At 62.0% G+C, this 19786-nt stretch carries 20 protein-coding genes; 15 read left to right on the top strand and 5 right to left on the bottom strand.

The features are described 5' to 3' along the window. Window positions 1-51: 51 nt before the first annotated feature. Window positions 52-441, top strand: a complete 390-nt coding sequence (locus HCN50_RS07975) for a DUF4189 domain-containing protein (RefSeq protein ID WP_311967576.1) — start codon at window positions 52-54, stop codon at window positions 439-441. Window positions 442-537: 96 nt separating this feature from the next. Here HCN50_RS07975 and acmB read toward each other — a convergent pair whose 3' ends face one another. Together acmB and HCN50_RS07985 are read right to left on the bottom strand one after the other, a co-directional pair. Continuing rightward, a complete protein-coding gene (gene acmB, locus HCN50_RS07980) occupies window positions 538-1731 on the bottom strand; it encodes a methyl acetate hydrolase AcmB (RefSeq protein WP_171709048.1) in 1194 nt (397 codons plus the stop codon). A 133-nt stretch (window positions 1732-1864) separates the two neighbouring features. After that, on the bottom strand, window positions 1865-3514 hold the full coding sequence (locus HCN50_RS07985) for a flavin-containing monooxygenase (protein WP_171709049.1): 1650 nt from the start codon (window positions 3512-3514) through the stop codon (window positions 1865-1867). A 360-nt stretch (window positions 3515-3874) separates the two neighbouring features. Here HCN50_RS07985 and HCN50_RS07990 point away from each other — a divergent pair, with 360 nt between their 5' ends. Together HCN50_RS07990 and HCN50_RS07995 are read left to right on the top strand one after the other, a co-directional pair. After that, on the top strand, window positions 3875-4756 hold the full coding sequence (locus HCN50_RS07990; RefSeq protein ID WP_171709050.1) for an AraC family transcriptional regulator: 882 nt from the start codon (window positions 3875-3877) through the stop codon (window positions 4754-4756). Window positions 4757-4883: 127 nt separating this feature from the next. Further along, the gene (locus tag HCN50_RS07995) at window positions 4884-5294 is read left to right on the top strand and encodes a DUF2000 family protein (RefSeq protein WP_171709051.1); all 411 of its coding nucleotides are present in this window, start codon (window positions 4884-4886) and stop codon (window positions 5292-5294) included. Window positions 5295-5337: 43 nt separating this feature from the next. Here the strand turns inward: HCN50_RS07995 and HCN50_RS08000 are convergent, their stop codons facing one another. Then, window positions 5338-6390, bottom strand: a complete 1053-nt coding sequence (locus tag HCN50_RS08000) for an MBL fold metallo-hydrolase (protein ID WP_171709052.1) — start codon at window positions 6388-6390, stop codon at window positions 5338-5340. A gap of 433 nt (window positions 6391-6823) precedes the next feature. On the opposite strand from HCN50_RS08000, the gene HCN50_RS08005 reads away from it, so the two are divergent. Then, entirely contained in the window at window positions 6824-7690 is an 867-nt protein-coding gene (locus HCN50_RS08005) for an SMP-30/gluconolactonase/LRE family protein (protein WP_171709053.1), read from the top strand. A gap of 93 nt (window positions 7691-7783) precedes the next feature. On the opposite strand, the gene HCN50_RS08010 is transcribed toward HCN50_RS08005, so the two are convergent. After that, entirely contained in the window at window positions 7784-7996 is a 213-nt protein-coding gene (locus tag HCN50_RS08010; protein WP_171709054.1) for a hypothetical protein, read from the bottom strand. Window positions 7997-8545: 549 nt separating this feature from the next. On the opposite strand from HCN50_RS08010, the gene HCN50_RS08015 reads away from it, so the two are divergent. The 5 genes from HCN50_RS08015 to HCN50_RS34215 all read left to right on the top strand — a co-directional run bounded on the left by HCN50_RS08015 (window position 8546) and on the right by HCN50_RS34215 (window position 11999). Beyond that, a complete protein-coding gene (locus HCN50_RS08015; RefSeq protein WP_171709055.1) occupies window positions 8546-9634 on the top strand; it encodes a TRAP transporter substrate-binding protein in 1089 nt (362 codons plus the stop codon). Window positions 9635-9820: 186 nt separating this feature from the next. Next, a complete protein-coding gene (locus HCN50_RS08020; RefSeq protein ID WP_171709056.1) occupies window positions 9821-11122 on the top strand; it encodes a sulfite oxidase in 1302 nt (433 codons plus the stop codon). Then, the gene (locus tag HCN50_RS08025) at window positions 11119-11484 is read left to right on the top strand and encodes a hypothetical protein (protein WP_171709057.1); all 366 of its coding nucleotides are present in this window, start codon (window positions 11119-11121) and stop codon (window positions 11482-11484) included. The genes HCN50_RS08020 and HCN50_RS08025 overlap by 4 nt, the downstream gene beginning before the upstream one ends. Before the next feature lie 183 nt (window positions 11485-11667). Continuing rightward, window positions 11668-11880 (top strand): hypothetical protein, encoded by a 213-nt coding sequence (locus tag HCN50_RS08030; RefSeq protein ID WP_171709058.1) that lies wholly within the window; start codon window positions 11668-11670, stop codon window positions 11878-11880. Beyond that, complete coding sequence (locus tag HCN50_RS34215) at window positions 11877-11999, top strand: hypothetical protein (protein WP_283812056.1); 123 nt, start codon at window positions 11877-11879, stop codon at window positions 11997-11999. The genes HCN50_RS08030 and HCN50_RS34215 overlap by 4 nt, the downstream gene beginning before the upstream one ends. A 129-nt stretch (window positions 12000-12128) precedes the next feature. Here the strand turns inward: HCN50_RS34215 and HCN50_RS08035 are convergent, their stop codons facing one another. Beyond that, window positions 12129-13082, bottom strand: a complete 954-nt coding sequence (locus HCN50_RS08035; protein WP_171709059.1) for a cyclase family protein — start codon at window positions 13080-13082, stop codon at window positions 12129-12131. Window positions 13083-13789: 707 nt separating this feature from the next. Between HCN50_RS08035 and HCN50_RS08040 the strand changes: the two genes are divergently transcribed. From HCN50_RS08040 to HCN50_RS08065, 6 genes are all read left to right on the top strand, one after another. Then, the gene (locus tag HCN50_RS08040; protein ID WP_171709060.1) at window positions 13790-14506 is read left to right on the top strand and encodes a TetR/AcrR family transcriptional regulator; all 717 of its coding nucleotides are present in this window, start codon (window positions 13790-13792) and stop codon (window positions 14504-14506) included. After that, window positions 14503-15288, top strand: a complete 786-nt coding sequence (locus HCN50_RS08045) for an HlyD family secretion protein (RefSeq protein WP_171709061.1) — start codon at window positions 14503-14505, stop codon at window positions 15286-15288. Before HCN50_RS08040 ends, HCN50_RS08045 begins: the two co-directional genes overlap by 4 nt. Next, window positions 15285-16229, top strand: coding sequence for an ABC transporter ATP-binding protein (locus HCN50_RS08050; protein WP_171709062.1), 945 nt, complete (start codon window positions 15285-15287; stop codon window positions 16227-16229). The genes HCN50_RS08045 and HCN50_RS08050 overlap by 4 nt, the downstream gene beginning before the upstream one ends. Continuing rightward, window positions 16226-17392 (top strand): ABC transporter permease, encoded by a 1167-nt coding sequence (locus tag HCN50_RS08055; RefSeq protein ID WP_171709063.1) that lies wholly within the window; start codon window positions 16226-16228, stop codon window positions 17390-17392. Before HCN50_RS08050 ends, HCN50_RS08055 begins: the two co-directional genes overlap by 4 nt. 105 nt (window positions 17393-17497) lie before the next feature. Beyond that, complete coding sequence (locus tag HCN50_RS08060; RefSeq protein ID WP_171709064.1) at window positions 17498-18805, top strand: adenylate/guanylate cyclase domain-containing protein; 1308 nt, start codon at window positions 17498-17500, stop codon at window positions 18803-18805. Between the two features lie 12 nt (window positions 18806-18817). After that, window positions 18818-19732: a PhzF family protein gene (locus HCN50_RS08065; protein WP_171709065.1), complete on the top strand. Its 915-nt coding sequence runs from the start codon at window positions 18818-18820 to the stop codon at window positions 19730-19732. The last annotated feature ends 54 nt before the right edge of the window (window positions 19733-19786 follow it).

Here is a 19786-nt window from a genome sequence, read left to right on the forward strand (position 1 = left end):
GAAACTGCCCCGACTTACATTCTTCCCGTTACCTCGGGGGAGGGGATCTTGATTGTTTCGACCGTCGCGGCGCGGCGCCGCGCGCTATTCGTCGTTGCATTGACGCTGATATTGGCCGTCTCGAGTTATATCAACAGGACATGGGCGGCCGGCGCCTTCGCCGTGGGCAAATGCGGCGCCTACGGCCAGGCCTATGACTATCCCGTCGTGGAAACGGCACGCGCCGCCGCGCTGAAGCAATGCAAGGGCGCCTGCACGGCCCTCACCATGAGGCGCGCCTGCGCCGCCTTCGCCGTCGACATGACCAATCCCTGCGGTCCCCACGGCTACGCCGTCAAGCCGAGTATTTCGAGCTCGCTCAACGCTGCGACCAAAAAGTGCTACGAATTCGGCGGCAAGGAATGCGTCATCCGCGCCTGGGCCTGCGACGCCAAGGGGTAGCGTCAAGAGGCGTGCACTCAAAAAGCCGACGACATGAGAATGCTGCGTCGCTCACGTTAAGCGACGCAACCTGATGCATCCATCCAACTAGCGAAGCTAGCCTGCCTTTCGCAGCTTCAGGCTGTCGTAGAACGCTGTTTCGAAGTTCATGTAACCGACGAACGAAGCCGGATCGCCGAACGGCAGAATTTGCGTGGCCCAGAATCCGCCGAACCCATTCGCCCTGTCGATCCAGTAGAAGAGATTGGCAAGGCCGGCCCAGCCGAGCGCACCGGGCGGACGTCCGGTCGGCGCCTGTTCGTCGTTGATCATGAACGTCAGCGCCCACGACTTCGACTGGCCCGGGAAGAACTCGGCGTCATTGGACAGCGAGGGGATTACTCCGGGTAGGGCCGTCACCTTCTTGTCGCCCAAGTGGTTCTGCGCCGCCATGCGTACGGTCTCAGGCCTTAGCACGCGACCATTCTCGCCCGCACCATCGTTGAGCCACATGCGGATGAAGCGCATGTAGTCGCCGACGGTGGCATAAAGGCCATGCCCGCCCATGTGAACTTCCGGATCGGCGGGAAGCTCGAAGTCCATCGGCGTGAGCGAGCCATCGGCGCCCCGTGCATGCATCCCGGCCAGCTTTCCGCGCATCGCCTCGGTGAGGTCGAACGCCGTGTTGCTCATCCCGAGAGGTTCGAATATGCGCGCCTTGAACACCTCGCCGAGCCGTTTTCCGGTGATGGCCTCGACGATTTGACCGCACCAGTCGAGATTGGTTCCGTATTCCCATTTGTCGCCGGGATCAAACAGCAGCGGCGTCATCAGCGACGCCTTGGACGAGGTGATGACGCTGGGCTGGCCCTTCTCCTGTGCCAAGCGGTTGTAGGTTTGACTGAAGAAGTCGTAACCAAAGCCGCCGGTGTGGACCATCAGCATGCGCGTGGTCACATCGCGCTTCGGGGGACGCAATCTTGGTTCGCCGTTGGCATCGAAGCCTTCGATGACCTGAAGCTTGCCGATGTCGGGCGTGTACGTCCTGGCAGGGGCATCGAGATCAAGCTCACCCTGTTCGACGAGCTGCAGGATCGCCGTGCCGGTGATCGCCTTGGTCGTCGAGAAGATGGCGAAAACGCTGTCCGTCGTCATATCGGCCGCCTGATCGAGACGACGCTTGCCGGCCGCGCCTTCGTAGATGTTGCGATGGCGGTCCGTGACCATCGCGACCACGCCGGGGACGCCCGGGTTTGACGCAACGACCTCCTCGAGAACGGCGTTTGCCGTCACATTGAAATGGGTGCTCATCCTCATTCTCCGTTGTTCCTATGAATGCTTTCGATCGACACATCGCGCCACCCGGAGCTTGCGCCCGGCCGCACGCGCAACCGTGGCGGCCGCGCGCGACAGCACCGTTGTCACGGCGCCCGGGGCGCCGCGCTCATTTTATGGTGAAGCCCGGATAGCCGCTCGCGGCGACCTCGTTGCATTTCTGGTGATAGGTGCCTACACCGCCAGTGTAGGACAGCACCCGCCGCGGCTTGCCTTCAACGTTCGAGCCGAGATACCAGGAGTTGGTCTTGGCAATGAGCGTCGCATTGGCGGTCTCATCGTGATGCGCCACCCATTGGTCTTGCGCATCCTTGGTCGGCTCGATGACTTTCAGATTCCTGCTGCGCAGGTACTTGATACAATGGTCGATCCATTCGACCTGCTTCTGGAGGCAGGTTGTCATGTTGCACAGGGCAGCCGAGGGAGCGAGCGGCACGGCAGTCGTGAACAGATTCGGGTAGCCGTGAATCTGCAGGCCCATGGTGGTGCGGATATCCGTGCTCCATTCGTCCTTCAATGCCCTTCCGCCCCGGCCGCGGATGTCGATGCGCGTCAACGCGCCTGTTCCGGCGTCGAACCCGGTTGCCAGAATGATGACGTCGAGTTCGTGGACCGTCCCGTCTGCCGTCTGCAGCCCGACGGGGATCGCGCGCTCGATCGGATTGGCCCTGACGCTGACGATCTCGACATTGGGACGATGGAAGGTCTCCAGGAAGTTCTGTTCCAGCGGCACGCGATGCGTTCCGAACCCGTAGTCGGACCCGGACGGAATGAGCAGCTCGCACAGCTTCGGATCCTGCAGCCGCGCACGCATCTTCTCCCGCACGAATTCCGATATCTGCCGGTTGATCTCCTCGTCGAAGAACATTTCGCCGAAGGAGGCCAGCCACAGCTTCAGCGAGCCATCATTCCAGCATTCCTCCAATACCTCGCGGCGCTGCTCGGGCTTGAGATCGGCCCAGGCGTGCTCGAAATCATACTCGAAGCCGGTGAACGTGCTCGGCAGCTGCTTGGTGAAAAACTGGAATCGTGCCTTGTAGGCATCGACGTCCGCAGCACTGTATTTGGGATTTTTCATCGGGATGACGTATTGCGGCGTGCGGATGAAGACCTTCAGATGGCCGGCGTCACCGGCGATCGTTTGGATGACCTGGATGCCGGTCGCCCCGTTGCCCACCACGCCGACCCGCTTGCCGGCAAGGCTGACGCCCTCCTTGGGCCAGCGCGCCGTATGGAATAGCTCACCCTTGAACGTCTCTTGCCCCGGAAACCTCGATGCCAGCGGTGCCGAGAGCATGCCGCAGCAGGTGATGAGGAATTGGGCGTCGATCGTATCGCCGCTGTTGGTCAAAACCGTCCAACGCTGTGTTGCCTCGTCGAAATGCGCGCGCTCGACGGTCGTGTCGAACTGAATATCCTTGCGGAGATCGAGGCGGTCGGCGACGTAATTCAGCCAACGTTCGATTTCGGGTTGACCAGGGAATTTCTCGCTCCAGCTCCATCCTTTGTAGAGCTGTTCGGAGAACAGGTATTGATAAATATAGGCTTCCGAATCGAAGCGCGCGCCAGGGTAGCGATTCCAATACCATGTGCCGCCGACGCCGGAGGCGGATTCGATTACTCTCACGTTCAATCCCTGCTCGCGCAGACGGTACAATTGGTAAAGCCCGGCGACACCGGCTCCGATGACCACGGCATCGAAGGTCGCCGTCATCTGCTTCCCGTTACCTCTCCGTGACTCCATTGCTGCTTGGGTCATGCTTCCCTCCATTGGCATTCGTTGTTGATAGACGCGCGACCTCGTTCGCCCGTCGTGAGACGGACGGCGCACGCGTCGCCTGGTATCGTTCACGGCAGAACAGACGGCCGGACGCTCGGATCTGCGTCTCTTCTGGATTGCTCGCTGCTTTGCCCGTGCTGGATGGGGAAGCTAGTGGCCGTCCAGCGTTCGCGGCTTGGATGAATTCCGCATTCCTTTGAACGAAATGGCGGGGAGTTGGAGCGCCGTCTGCATTGGCCCTTGGCAAATTGCAAAACGGTCCTATGCTCGCCGGTGCTGTCTGGCTAAAGAATAGAGCGGTCAACCGCCCCAAAACTTCCAGACGCGGGGAGGTACGCGATGGGCCGATTGATCACGGTGGAGGAGCTTCCGCAATATGCCGGCGGCGAACTCAAGTTGGACAGCGCGGCGACGGGCATGCCGGAGTTTCGCCTGAGGGTGTTCCGCTACGCCCCGTCCGAGATCCTGGTCCCGGGAGCGGAGAATTACCTGATCGTCAACTATCGGGAAGGCGCGACATCCATGAACCGTCGCGTTAGCGGACCATGGAAGCAGGATCACGTCGGCCGTGGCGTGACGACATTGCTGACGCGTGCGGAGCCTTCGAACTGGGTATGGCGACACGATATCGAAGTGTCTCATTTCTACATCTCGCCCGCACTCATGATGAAGACGGCAAGCGAAGCCTTCGACCGCGACGCGGAGCGCGTTGAACTCCATGATCTGGTGCGCGCAGAAGACCCGGTATTGGCTTGGATCAGCGATCAAATGGTTCAGGAGGTGACCGCCGGCGGGCCGGGCGGGCGGCTCTGCTACGATGCGCTGGCGCTTCAGGCCAACGTGCACATCTTGCGGAAATACGCCTCTGTACAGTTCAAGTTGCCCTGCTCGCAGGGACGTTTCAGGCCAGCCCATGCGCGGCTGATCGAAGAGTACATCGAACAAAACATCTTCCGGAACATCACGCTCGAGGAATTGGCCAGCATCTGCAACTGCACGTCGGTTCAGTTCGCGCGCAAATTCCAGGCGCACTACGGAACCCGGCCGCATGCCTATGTCTTGAAACGCAAGGTGGAACGTGCGTGCCAGCATCTGCGTCAAGATCGTCTGCCGCTCAAGGAGATCGCCCTTCTGAGCGGCTTTGCCGATCAGAGCCATCTCAACCGGGTCTTTCGCCGGCACATGAACATCACGCCGGCCGAATATCGCAGACAGCAGTGAATGGCGATAAAGATAGAGGTTGTGTTCGGTCGACATAGAATGTCGGCCGAACGGAAGGCTGCGCAATCGTGCGTCCGGGGTTTGTGCCTCTTGGCGCATTCCGCAAATGACATCTTTGGGGAAATTCATGCAATTCGACACCAAGATCGCGGTCGTGATCCGGACCGATCTCGAAGCGTGGCAGAAGCTCAACGTAGCATCCTTCCTCGCCGGCGGCATCGCCGCGGCGTTTCCGGAATGCATCGGCGAGCCCTATGGCGACGCATCGGGCACGAGATATCTGTCGTTGATCGGCCAGCCGATCCTGATCTACGGCGCCGACCGGGCGGCGCTATCCCGCGCGTTGGAACGGGCATTGGCGCGCAACGTCATGCCTGCGGTCTATACCGAGGACATGTTCAAGACCACGCATGACGCCGCGAACCGCGAGGTGGTTAGGCGCGTGATCCGCGCCGAGCTCAATCTGGTCGGGCTAGCTGTCCGCGCCGAGCGCAAGGTGATCGACAAGATCGTCGACGGACTGAAGTTTCACGGCTAGCGCGTGATATTTCAGCGCGAGGTCCTCAGGCGGTTACGGGCCTTCATGGGCGCGAAAGCTCTGCTCGTAAATTCCGTGCCTTTAGAACGCCAAATGGGTTCTCTCGTTGGGCCAGCTTCCGATAGTTCGCCAGATCATCCTCTTGGAACACCGGTCCCTCGCCACGTCGTCCGCCAGCGCCCATGCCGGGTCCCGACAACGGCAGAGAGGTGCCAACACCCGCATAGAGGTATCGATCACCGTAAGCCTGCTTCAACGCCGCGAAGGTCGGCTCACCGGTGCAGTGGCCCGGAGCAATGTTCTCTACCTTGAACGTGTCCTTGAGCGTTGCCACGGCCTTGGCAATGACCTCGTCCGTTGCGACGACGAGATGGAAGCCGCCGGCGATCAAACGAATTTTTGGATTGATGGCTGTCGCCGCCTCGACGATCTTTTCGATTCCAGGGTGCGAGCAGCCGACCACCAGCACGACGCCGTCTGGTGTATTCACGGCCAGGGACAGCTCCTTGAGCTCCCTCGTGCCAGGGACGTCGGACACAAGCGCTAGCAACGTAATGCCGGGGGCGATTTCCGTTATCTTGTCGATAAGCTCGATATTGGCTCGCTGCCAGGCGGCGCCGAATTTCATGACCTCCGGCGGCCTGCCGTCGTAGTAGCGCATCTCCGATGGTAAGGATTCGTCCTTCCGGTAAAAGGTCGATGGCAGCGACGAACCATAGATCCCGAACCCTTCCTTGGGCGCATAGATCTTCACCGTCGGATTTGCGCTTAGAACATGGTTCAGGCCAGCCATGTGATCGGAGTGGCGGTGTGACAGCACCACGAAGTCGATGCTGGTGAGGTCAATGTTCTTCGCCTTGACGTTCGCTGCGAAGGTGTCCGCATCGTTGCCTGTGTCGAACAGGATTCGTTTGCCGGAGATTTCCACCAGCGCTGAGAAGCCCCAATCCTTCTTCATCGCCGCATCGGTGCCGAAAGCGTCATAGAGGATCGTGATCTGGGCGGTGGGCTCAGCCGCCGCGAGACGCGTCGAAGCGGCCAGGACGGCAGCGCCGGCAAGTGCGGCCGCAAGAAACAAAGTTGTGCGAAGGTTCATGGAAGTTCCTCCTCTTCGAGGCCCCCATTTGCGCTTGCTTGTAGCGGCCTGCGCGACTTTGCGATTGGGCTCCTGCGTCAAGCTCGCCGTCGTGCAGATGATATCTGGCGCCCAACGCCGGCTTCGGTTGACCGACCGGTCGCCGTCCCAAAGCCATTCGGGACGCTTCGATCAGGGCGTTTTGCCCGGTGCTTTTGCCCGCTGCTTGGCGCACCGGAAAAACTACGCCCAGGCTTTGCAGGTGTCACTACGAAACTCGGCGTAGCGCCGAGAGCAAGGTGATCGACAAGATCGCGGATGCCTGAAGCTTCCCAGCCAGGCGTTCGAGCAAACCCAGAACTGTTGGCCCGGCGGCTGCGCAATTTCAAAAAGAGCGAGGAACATCTGCCGTAACAGGCTTGTTCGTTCGTCGGGGCAGCACGAGGAGGCTACCATGAGGACACCTCAGCTCTCCGCATTAATGTTAGCTGTTCTTACCTTCAGTGCCGGCGCCGCGGAACCTCAGAAGCTGTGGGAGGCGAGTGGTTTCAAGAACCCCGAATCGGCGATCTTCGACCGAGCTGCGGGGGCTATCTATGTGTCGAACGTCAACGGCGATCCGATGAAAAAGGATGGCAACGGCTTCGTTTCAAGGCTCGGGTCAGATGGAAAGGTCGTTACAATGGAATGGGTCAAGGGACTCGACAGTCCGACCGGGCTGGCGCTTGCCAATGGCAAGCTCTACGTCGCAGACGTGGACCGGATCGCGGAAATCGACCTCGCCAAGGCCGAAGTCGTGAACCGCTTCGAGGCACCCGGATCCAAATTTTTGAATGACCTTGCGGCTGACAAGAGTGGACGGATTTACGCTTCCGATATGGTGTCAAACAGCATTTGGGTGCTCGACGGCGGCAAGCTGTCCCTCCTGACGCAGGATGACGCGCTCGAAAATCCGAACGGGCTTCTCGTCGAGGAGGGCCGGCTTGTGGTCGCATCGTGGGGCAAAATGGCTCCCGACTTCGCGACCAAGGTGCCCGGCCACATGAAGACGGTCGATCTCGCGACGAAGAAAGTGTCCGATCTTGGAAGCTCGGCACCAGTCGGCAATCTCGACGGCGTCGAACCCGATGGCAAGGGCGGCTATCTCGTCACCGACTGGATGACCGGCGGGCTGTTCCGCATCGCGAGCAATGGCACAGCGACGCGCCTCCTTCCGCTCGCGAAGGGGAGCGCCGATCTCGGGATGGGGCCGGATGGCATCGTCATCATCCCGATGATGATGGATGGCACTGTTGTGGCGTACAAGATCGATCCACACTAGGCGTGCGCCGCGCCTGAGCGCGGCGTGGCTTCTGTTGAAGCGTGCTTCGGCCATGATGGTCAGGAACCACGCATGACGCCAACCGCGTGGTAGTCATGCGTCAACGTATCTTGCTTCGTCTTCGTCCGGCTCGCGTACGACCGGCGCTTCGTCCTCGTCCTCTTCTTCGTCCTCGTCCTCGTCCTCTTCCTCTTCGTCGTCATCGTCTTCTTCAGGGTCTCGCGGCGGCATCGTATCCTCCGCGATGACGAAGGGATTCCGCTCTATCAACCCAGTGGAAGGGTCCTCGTGGGTATGTGGGGTCATGTTGTTGCTCCCTGGATGAGATCTTGTTTACCCCGCTTCTGCGCCTCTTCGCAGAACGAGCTTGCTCGGGGCTTCTTCGATACTGATCATGGCTGGTCTCCGCCGTTTCCTGCGTTGACATGGCAGCGATCGGGCGATGCCTCGATAGACATCGATACGGGTCTCTCAGCGCACGGCGATTATGATTGCTGCCAGTACATCGCCGGCCAACGCAACACCCCAGGTGGCGAACAGTGCTGGAGCGACAAGCATGTCCGCCTGCCTTGTGGGGCGGTTGCACTTTGAAAATTTTCGCAAGGTTTGCGCGCGGTGTCGAGCGATAAATTGACGCCGATGCCGGGCGGATTGTCCTGGCGGCTTCTCCGATCCGCCCTGCGCCAAGGCCGCAAATGCGAATGCTTCCGCCAAGCCGGGTTTTCGCCATGTCAGAGGCAACGTCGCGCTTCCACGCCCGCGGCGAAGTTCGCTATGATCGGGGCCGAATGGTCCCGGAAGGCGCTTTGCGCGCGCCCTGCGCCACTGACCTGCAATCGAATGGAGTGAGCACACATGAAACGCCGTACGTTCCTCAAGGGCAGCGCCGTGGTCGGCGCGACGACGCTGGTGGCGGCCCCTGCGATTGCGCAAGTCTCGCCCGAGATCAGGTGGCGCCTGACCTCGAGCTTCCCGAAATCGCTCGAGACCATCTTCGGCACGGCGCAGACCTTCGCGAAATATGTCGCCGACGCTACCGACAACAAGTTTCAGATCCAGACCTTTGCGGCCGGCGAGATCGTGCCTGGCCTGCAGGCGCTCGATGCCGTGAGCACCGCCTCCGTCGAGATCGCGCAGACGCCGCTCTATTTCTACATCGGCAAGGAGCCGGCGCTGGCCTATGCGACCGGCGCGCCCTTCGGCATGAACCATCGGCATCAGCATTCCTGGTGGTCGTTCGGCGGCGGCGCCGAGCTCTGCAACGAGGCGCTGAAGCCGTTCAAGGCGCATGCGATCCTGTGCGGCAATTCCGGCACGCAGATGGGCGGCTGGTTCCGCAAGGAGATCAAAACGGTCGACGATCTCAAGGGCCTCAAATTCCGCATCGCCGGCATGGGCGGCCATGTGCTCGCCAAGCTCGGCGTGGTGCCGCAGCAGATCGCGGGCGGTGACGTCTATCCGGCGCTTGAGCGCGGCACCATCGATGCCGCGGAATTCGTCGGTCCATACGACGACGAGAAGCTCGGCTTCTACAAGGTGGCCAAATACTATTACTTCCCCGGCTGGTGGGAAGGCGGCGCCATGCTGCACATGGCCGTGAACGAGGACAAGTGGAACGCGCTTCCGAAGTCGTACCAGGCGGTGCTCAACCAGGCCGGCGCAGCGGCCGGCGCGTGGATGATCGAAAAATACGACAGCGTCAATCCAACCTCCCTGAAGCGGCTGGTCGCCAACGGGGCGGAGCTGCGCGCGTTCCCGCAGCCGGTCCTGGAAGCCTGCTACAGGGCGACCCAGGACCATCTGAACGAGATCGCCGAGAAGAGCCCGCTCTTCAAGAAGACAAAGGAGAGCCACGACGCGTACATGAAGGAAGTGCTGTTCTATACGCAGATCGCGGAAAACTATTACGACAACTATCTCCTCAGCAAAACGCGCAAGAGCTGAGCTCGCTAGGCCGCGAGAGTGGAAATGGCTTGCTGGTTTGGGCCAGCAAGCCATTGCAGAAGTGTCAGCCTGCGCCCCCGGCGCATCTTGCGGTGCGCGCGCAAAACGCAAATACTCCTTCCAGTCGGGCTTCCGGTGGGAAGCCCGACCAAGAAAGCCCGGAAGCGGGCGACAAGGGAGGACGTCATGGCGCGGCAAACCGTGGGCAATGGGGCTGGCGGCAACAACCTCGATACCAGCCGGCGCAGATTTTTGGGCAGTTCAGGCCTGGCGGCGCTCGGCGCGGCCGTCGGCGGTACGCTACCGCTCTGGCGCGGCGGCCTCGGCATGCCCCAGGCCCACGCGCAAGCGGCTCCGCCTGCCGCACCTGGACCTGCTAAGGGACCGCAATACCTGAAATATCCCGGCAAGCATGAGGGGCTCGTGGTGCTCGGCGAAAAGCCGCTGGTCGCGGAGACGCCGGAAGGCCTGCTCGACGACGACACCACGCCGATCGAAAAATTCTACATCCGCAACAACGGCCAAATCCCCGAGGAAACCAAGGAGCCCGACGCCTGGAAGATCACCATCGACGGCGAGGTCAACAACAAGATCGAGATCACCCTCGGCGAATTGAAATCGAAGTACAAGGCGGTGACGCGGCGCATGGTGCTGGAATGCGGGGGCAATGGCCGCTCCGGGTTTTCACCGCCGGCGCGCGGCAATCAGTGGACCAATGGCGGCGCGGGCTGCGCCGAATGGACCGGCGTGCCGCTTGCCGATCTGCTCAAAAAGTCCGGGCTGAAGCCGACAGCCAAGTATACCGCGCATTATGCCGCCGACCTGCATCTGTCCGGCGACCCCGACAAGCCGAGCCTCTCGCGCGGCGTGCGCATCGAGAAGGCGATGGACCCGAATACCATGATCGTGTGGGCCATGAACGGCCAACCGCTGCCGAACATCCATGGCGGGCCGGTGCGCCTGATCGTGCCGGGCTGGGCGGGCTCGGCCTCGCAGAAATGGCTGACGCGTATCACCATTCGCGACCGCGAGCACGATGGTCCCGGCATGACCGAGTTTTCCTACCGCACCGCGATCAAGCCGATGGTGCCCGGCGGCAAGGCCGATCCGGCGAATTTCCGCATTGTGGAATCGATGCCGGTGCGCTCGATCATCACCAATCCGGCCAACGGCGCGAAGTTCGCGGCCGGAACCAAGGAGCTGAAACTGCGCGGCGCCTCGTGGGCCGGCGATCTCACCGTCAAGCAGGTCGATCTCTCGACCGATTTCGGGGCGAGCTGGCAGCGCGCCACGCTGCAAAAGCCGAAGAACAGATATGACTGGCAGCGCTGGACGGCGACCATCAAATTGCCGACCGACGGCTATTTCGAGATCTGGGCGCGCGCCACCGATTCCAAGGGCGTCATGCAGCCGCACCAGGCCGGCTTCTGGAATCCGCAAGGCTATGGCGGCAATGCCATGCACCGCATCGCGGTGCTGGTCGGATGATGCAGCGTTTTGCATGGCTCGGCTTGGTGTGGTTGGTTGTCGCCGGTGCGCTCTGGACTGCGCCGGCGATGGCGCAAACGGCCTTCGCGCCGCGGGATGAAAGTCCGGAGGACTTCGTCGCGGGCGCAGGCCGCAATGAGACCTTCTACGCCTGCACCGCCTGCCACGGTTTTCGCCTGGTCGCGCAGCAGGGCATGACGCGCGCGCAGTGGGAGGATTCGATCAACCTGATGGTCCGCCGCCACGGCATGCCGCCGCTCGATGAGAAGGACCGCGACACGGTCCTGAACTACTTGGAGGCGGCCTATCCGCCGCGCGCGCCGGCGGGAAGGGGAGGTTGGGTCAATCCGTTCGCGAAGTGAGCGGTTTGGATTCACCTAAGCGGCAATCTCCGGGCGTCGATGATTCGCGTGGGCTCGGCGGACCATGCGTATTTGATGTTGCTGCTATGCGGGCTAATCGATCTCGCATTCGCCGGCACCAATACTCATCTCCCCGTCAGGAAGGAAATTCGCCCAAGGACAACTCCGACAAGGGAGCTATCCATGGCGAACGTACTCACCACTGGGGCCTGGTTTTCTACCCCGACCAAAAAGCCCTCATTTCTCTCCCGATTGTTGCGCGTTCAACTCGAAGCCCGGCAGCGTCGCGCCGACCGTCTTGTCGAGCAGTATCTTGCCGCCCGCGGATTCACTCTGACCGACGACGCAGAGCGCGAGATCGGGCGCCTGCTCGCGAGCGGAGGCCGTCAGCCATGATCACGCTCATCATCGTGCAACTCGCAACCACGCTCGGCCGCTTCGGCAAGGAGGCCTACGCGACGTGGCACGAAGCCCAGCAGCTTCGCCGCCTGCTTCGCGGCCCGACCGAGGAGTAGCGTGGTTGGCGTGAGCAGGACGCGCCGAAACAGCCAGCAGCGTAGCCCGGATGAACGGCTTGTCCGCCGTAGCTCAAAGAGGAAGGCGGAAGCGACATCCGGGTCTTACCCGCTACGTAAACACCACCGCTATCTCACCGCGATCGGCGATACCGTGGAGCCGCTGCCGCCCTGAATCTTGAGCGGCTGCATCACGAAGGCAAATTCTCCGACGCCTTTTTGCGCTAGCTCATCAAGCTTGAGATTCTCCAGGAGGTGGATGCCGTTCACCACGAGTGCGATCTGGTGCACGGGAAGCGACAGTTGCTTGTCCGGGTTGGGCGCGACCTCGACCGGCCAGTTGTCGGCGCCGAGCAGCATCGGGTCCTTGGTGGCAAGCCAAAGCGCGGCCTGTACGCCGATGCCCGGGCAGGATTTCACGTAACGCGGATTGTCCTTGCCGTAGAGCTTGCCCCAGCCGGTGTGGATGATGACGGCATCGCCGGGCTGCAGCGTCAGATTCTGCTTTTTCAGAGCGCCTTCCAGATCGCCCACGCTGATCTCGTAATTGTCGTCCAGCATCTCGACGCCCTTGAAGGCGGCGACGTCGATCAGGACGCCGCGCGTGAACAGCGCGCCGACATTGTGGATGCCGAACTTCTTGAAGCCGGTGCGGTCGGTGTTCTCGTCGACCTTCTGGCAATTGTACCAGCTATTGAGATGGGTCTGGTGCGCAAAGCCGTCGAACTGCGTGCCGACCTGTCCGAGCTCGGTGATGATGATCTCTTCGTTCGAGCCGCGCATGTTGGAAAACTGGTTCATGAATGTGCGCTTGGTGTGCATGTCGAAGCGCCGTGTTCCGAAGAACGCCATGTTGGGACCGAGCACGTGCGCCAGCTCGATCACTTCGCCTGTCTTGATGAGCTTGGCAGCGTTCAGCACGGCCGCGGGCTTCTGGTGATTGGCCGAACCGCGCTCGTCGGCCGCGCCCCATTTCGACGGACAGCGTTGGCTCTCGGACGGTACCGTCCAGCTCGGTGCTTGCGCGTAAGCCGCGGCGGAAAACGCGAGCGCGATCGCCGCACCCAATGTGAATGCTTTCATCTCATTCCTCCCAAGAGAGCGCTCTGGCTATGGCGCCCATGAACAAATAATGCGGATGCGATCGCGGCCAATTCAAGTCCGATAGCGTGTCCGGATGGTATGCAATCTCCAGGGAGAGCACGGCATAAGCCGTCAACCCATCACTCAGGGAGTGCTGGACTGCTTCGGCTGTATGCTCGTGTGCGCATCTCCCAGCGCTTATTGACACGAGACCGCGGGTGCTAGCCGGCACCCGGCGTTCCCTGCACCCTCCATTTCGAGGGTGAGACTGGCAAAGTCCGGTGCCAGGCGCCGCGAGAACGCCGACGCACATTCACCGGTCATCGCCCGGCTTGACCGGGCGATTCAGTATTCCAGAGACGTCAATGATTGAACCGATCAGTCCCGGCGTACTGGATACCCGCATTCGAGGGTATGACGACTTCGCGCGAGGTAGGCACCTTGGCGTCATTGCGAGGAGCGAAGCGACGAAGCAATCCATGCCTCAGCAAGCGGCGAAATGGATTGCTTCGCTGGCGCTCGCAATGCGTGGATGGGCGACGGCGACATCCCGCATGCATGGGATATGACGGCACGTGGGCGAGGCGCAGAATGTTCCGGTACTTGCAGGGCGATCTGCGTTTCGCTGACGTCAGTCACGCCCAAGTGAGCGGCGGGGCAGCGAGTTTCGAATTGACAATGACTGACCGGTCAGTCATAAATGCGACATGACAAATGAAGCCGCCAAAGCCTCCCGGAAATCAGCCCCCAAGCCTGCCCATCGTCGGGCCCGGGCGAGGGCATCAACCGATCTGGCGCCCTCACGGTCGAAACTGCCCTCCAATCGCGCCGAACGCGCTGCCGAGCGGCGCGGGGCCATCATCGAGGCGGCGATGGACGAGTTCATCGCGCGCGGATTTGCGGCGACGCGGCTCGATGACATCGCCAAACGCGCCGGCGTCGCCAAGGGCACGATCTATCTGCATTTCAAGGACAAGGAATCGATGTTCGAGGAACTGATCCGCACCGCCATCGTTCCGCTTGTCATCCGGCTCAGTTCGACGCCGCCTGCGCCCGGCGCGTCGGTGCGTGACATGGTCGAGGCCTTCGCCCGCACCTTCATCGCGGAGGTGGCATCCACCCGCCGCGGCGATCTTATCCGGTTGATCGTGGCCGAAGGGCCGCGATTTCCGGCGGTTGCAGACTTCTACTACCGCGAGGTCATCACACGCGGTCTCGCCGGGATGCGGGCCATGATCGAGCTCGGCATCGCCCGCGGCGAAATCAAGCAGAAGAAGCTGGCACAGTTTCCCCAAATCCTGGTGGCGCCCGCGCTGATCGCTGTGATCTGGCAGAGCCTTTTCAGCAAGCACGCGCCACTGGACGCGATCGCGATGTTCCGGGTGCATCTCGATCTGATTTTTGGCGAACGGAGAACAGCATGACTTCGTCGCGAACGATAACGATCCTGGCCGCGCTGGCACTCGCCGCCGTGCTCGCGGGCTGCAAGGAGCGCAGGGATCCGGGCTTTCAGGGCTGGGTGGAGGCCGACATGATCTTCGTCAGCCCCGACGAAAGCGGCCGTGTCATCAAACTCAACGTGCGCGAGGGCGACGAGGTCAAGCCCGGCATGCAGCTCTATTCGGTCGACGACGATCTGCAGCAGGCCGACCTCAACCAGAACAAAGCGACGCTTGCCAACGCGCAGCAGACCTATGACCGCGCGGCGTCGCTGAGCAAGACGGGCTCCGGCACGCAGGCCAATCTCGACTCGGCAACCTCGGCGCTGCGCGTCGCGGAAGCCCGCGTCAACACGTCCCAGACCCGGCTGGCGCGGCGGAGCGGCTTTGCGCCGGTCGGCGGCACCGTTCAGCAGATCTATTTCCGCGAAGGCGAGATGGTGCCGGCGCAGCGGCCGGTACTGTCGATCATGCCGCCCGGCAACATGAAGATTCGCTTCTTTGTGCCGGAGACGGAACTGCCGAAGCTTGCGATCGGCGACGAGGTGAGGGTGACCTGCGACAATTGCGCGGCCGATCTCACCGCGAAAATCTACTTCATCGCGACGACGGCGGAATATACCCCGCCAGTCATCTACAGCCTCGATGAGCGCAACAAGCTGGTCTACCTGATCCAGGCGCGGCCGAGCCGGCCCGACGTCTTGCGCGTCGGCCAGCCGATCAGCGTGTTCCTCAATCCAAGAACGCCGGTGGCGGACAAGCGATGAATGCAGCGCCCGCATCAACCCCCGACATTGCCATCAATGTCGAAGGCCTTTCGAAGTCGTTCGGCGGCCGCGAGGTCGTGCATGACCTCTCGATGCAGGTGAAACGCGGCTCAATCTATGGCTTCCTCGGGCCCAACGGCTCCGGCAAGACTACCACCATCCGAATGCTCTGCGGGCTGCTGACGCCGGATGCCGGCGAGGGCACCTGTCTCGGCTACGACATCCGCCGCGACGCCGACAAGATCAAGCGCCAGGTCGGCTACATGACGCAGCGCTTCAGCCTGTATCAGGACCTCTCGGTGCGCGAGAATCTCGAATTCGTCGCGCGGCTGTACGGGCTGCGCGACGCACGGGGCGCGGCACGCGAGATGATCCAGCGCATCGGCCTGAACGGCCGCGAGGAGCAACTCGCCGGCGAGCTCTCGGGCGGCTGGAAGCAGCGGCTGGCGCTCGGTGCCTGCACGCTGCCCAATCCGCGATTGCTGCTGTTGGACGAGCCGACCGCCGGCGTCGATCCCAAGGCGCGGCGCGATTTCTGGAATGAGATCCACGCGCTCGCCGCCGAAGGGCTGACGGTCCTGGTCTCCACCCATTACATGGACGAGGCCGAACGTTGCCATGAGATCGCTTACATCGCCTACGGTCACCTGCTGGCGCACGGCACGGTGGACGAGGTGATCGCGAAGTCGGCGTTGTCGACCTGGACGGTCTCCGGCGACGATCTCAACGGACTTGCGGCCGAGCTCGCCGGCAAGCCCGGCATCGACATGGTGGCGCCATTCGGCACCAGCCTGCACGTCTCGGGGCGCGACAAGTCCGCGCTTGAAGCGACCATTGCTCCTTACCGCGATAAGAGCGGATGGCGCTGGGAGGCCAGCGAGCCGTCGCTGGAAGACGTGTTCATCGATCTCATGAACCGCTCAAAGGATAATTTCCAATGAGTGCAACCGACACCGTTCATGCCGCTGGCGAGGCGAGGGAGCCTTCCTTCGGCTTCTGGCGGCGCAGCTACGCCATGCTGGTCAAGGAATTCATCCAGCTCCGCCGCGACCGCGTCTCGTTCGCGATGATCGTGATGATTCCGGTCATGCAACTGTTGCTGTTCGGCTACGCCATCAACACCACGCCGCGCCATCTGCCGACGGCGGTATTGATCCAGGAGGACAGCGACCTGGCGCGCTCGGTGCTGAAGGCGCTGGAGAACACCAGCTATTTCCGCTTCACCCGCGAAGTGCACAGCGTCGCCGAATTCGACGATCTCCTGCAGTCCGGCAAGGTGCTGTTCGGGGTCGAGATCCCGCGTGGCTTCGAGCGTGCGGTGCGGCGCGGCGACCGTCCGGCGCTCTTGGTCGCGGCCGACGCCACGGATCCGGTCGCAGCCGGCTCGGCGCTCGGCGCGCTCGGCATGGTGATGCAGACCGCGCTCGCCCATGATCTCCATATCGGGGATCCGCCCGCGATGCCGTTCGAGATCAGGGCGCATGCCCGCTACAACCCGGCCGCGGAATCGCGGCTCAACATCGTGCCGGGCCTCGTCGGCACCATCCTCACCATGACCATGCTGATCTTCACCGCGTTGTCGGTGACACGCGAAGTCGAACGCGGCACCATGGAGAATCTCTTGTCGATGCCGATCAAGCCGGTGGAGGTGATGTTCGGCAAGATCATCCCCTATGTCATCGTCGGCTTCATCCAGGCTTCGCTGATCGTCAGCATCGGAGTCTTGCTGTTCGGGGTGCCGATTCTCGGCAGCGTGCTGCTGCTGGCGGCGCTGACGACGCTGTTCATCACCACCAACCTGTCGATCGGCTACACCTTCTCCACACTCGTGCAGAATCAGTTGCAGGCGATGCAGATGTCGATGATGTTCTTTCTGCCCAGCATTCTGCTGTCCGGATTCATGTTTCCGTTCGCGGGCATGCCGGTCTGGGCGCAATATCTCGGCGAAGGACTGCCGCTGACCCATTACATCCGCATCGTCCGCGCCATCATGCTGAAGGGTGCGGAGCCCTCCAACCTGCAGTACGACACGATTGCACTCTTTGTACTGATGCTGGTGGCAATGACGATCGCGGTGACACGCTTCCGTCGCACGCTTGATTGAGGTTATATCTTGCGGTCATTCCGGGATGGTCCGAAGGACCAGACCCGGAATCTCGAGATTCCGGGTTCGCCTCTTCGAGGCGCCCCGGAATGACAAGGGGCTAGAATGGCAGCGTTCTTGGGCAGGAAGAACAAAGAGCAAGACTCAGGCGTATCGGCTGATTTCCAGCGCGCGCTGATGCAGGAAGTGATGGCGACCGAGCTGCTCCGCATCAAGGCGCTGATCGGAACGACCCTCCTGTTGTTCGCGATTCTCTGGACCGTCTACTTTTTAGCGCCTGAGAAGGTGAGTCAGGTCTGGCACGGCAATCTGAAGCCACACTATCTCTATTCGGTTATGCTGCCGTTCATCCTGTTCGAGCTTTGGGTGCACGGGGCGATCACCCGGCATAGGCAGCAGGGCCGCGACCTCCCGATATTCCGGCGTTATCTCGGCGCGCTGATCGAGACCTCGATGCCGACGGTTGCGCTGGCGCTGCATATCAACAGCATGGGATCTGTGGCCGCGCTCGGATTCGTGGTCCCGATGACTTATTTCATCTTCATCATCCTTTCGACGTTGAGGCTGGATTTCTGGCTTTCCACCTTCACCGGCTTCGTCGCCGCGGCGGAGCTGCTTGCGATGGCGATTTTCTATCATCCGGATCCCAGCCAGGAGGCCAGCGTCTTCTATCATGCCGCACGCAGCCTGATACTCCTGGTCGGAGGTATGCTCGCCGGCGCAGTCGGCATGCAACTGCGGCGGCAGTTCGAGGCAAGCATCATGGCGGCGACCGCGCGCGACCGCATCACCAATTTGTTCGGCCAGCACGTCTCACCGCAGGTGGTCGAGCGTCTGATGGCCGAGCGCACCAAGACGGATAGCGACATCCGCCGTGTCGCCGTCATGTTCGTTGACTTCCGCAGCTTCACGGCAGGTGCGCGCAGCCGCACGCCGCAGGAGGTCGTGACTCGGCTTGATGGCGCCTTCGCGGTGCTGGTCGACATTCTCGACCGCCACGGCGGCATCGTGAACAAATTCCTGGGCGATGGATTTTTGGCGCTGTTCGGCGCGCCGCTGGAAGCGCCGGACCCGGCGCACCGGGCGGTCGCCGCGGCGCGCGAGATGCTGGAAGCCAATGCGCGGATCAACGAGGAGACGAGCTGGCCGCTGCGCATCGGCATCGGCATTCACCTCGGCGAGGTCGTCGCCGGCAATATCGGCTCACCCCGGCGCAAGGAATACACCGTGATCGGCGACACCGTGAACTTTGCCTCGCGGCTCGAAGCGCTCAACAAGGATTTCGATTCGCAATTCCTGATCTCAGAGGCGGTTCGCAACGCGCTTGGCGAAGCCTGCGGCGACGCCGTCTCGCTCGGCGAGGTCGAGGTCAGGGGCTATGAGCGGCCGATGGCTGTGTGGCGGTTGGGATAAGGGAGTAGCGGAATGCAGCGGCGTTATATCACTGTCGACGTTTTCACCGATCGCCCCTTCGGCGGCAATCCGCTCGCCGTGGTGCTCGATGCCGGCGGCCTGTCGACCGAACAGATGCAGGCGATTGCCGCCGAGTTCAATTATTCCGAGACGACTTTCGTGTTGCCGGTGGCCGATCGCGCCCACGACGCGCAGGTTCGTATCTTCACCGTGAACCGCGAGATCCCCTTCGCCGGCCATCCCAATGTCGGTACCGCCTTCGTGCTGGCCACGCTGGCGGAAAAGCCGCCGGCACGGTTGCTGTTCGAGGAAAAGGCAGGGCTCGTGCCGGTCGAGATCATGACGGAGCAAGGCAGGGTCGTCAGCACCGAATTCACCGCGCCGCAGCCGTTGAAACGGATGTCGCATGTCAGTGTCGAACAGGCGGCCGCCTGTCTCTCGCTGTCGGCTGGCGACGTCAAGACCGATCGCCATCCGCCGCAGATCATCTCGGTCGGCCTTGCCTTCCTCGCGGTGGAAGTTGCTTCGCGGGATGCGCTGCGCCGCGCGCAACCGAATGCCGAAGCGTTCGCAAAAACCTTCCCCTGTGACGGCAGCGATGCGGTCTACTTCTATACGCGCGACGTGCCTGCAGGCGAAAAGCCATGCGACCTGCAGGCGCGGATGTTCCATCCCGGCTCGAGTGGATTATCCGAGGACCCAGCCACCGGCAGCGCGACGGCGGCATCAGCCGCGCTGCTCGCCGATCTCGACGATACCAAGGACGGCGAACTGAAATTGACGATCGGGCAGGGCGTCGACATGGGCCGGCCGAGCCTGTTGCTGACGCGCGTCCGCAAAGAGAATGGCAAGGTCGTTTCCATCCATGTCGGCGGCGCTTGCGTGAAGATGATGGAGGGAACGTTCCGGTTTGAGGGCAAGGGGTGATGGCGTGTCATTCCGGGCCGATGCGTAAGCATCGAACCCGGAATCTCGAGATTC

Origin of the sequence: Bradyrhizobium archetypum (assembly GCF_013114835.1) — a bacterium.
GTDB lineage: Bacteria > Pseudomonadota > Alphaproteobacteria > Rhizobiales > Xanthobacteraceae > Bradyrhizobium > Bradyrhizobium archetypum.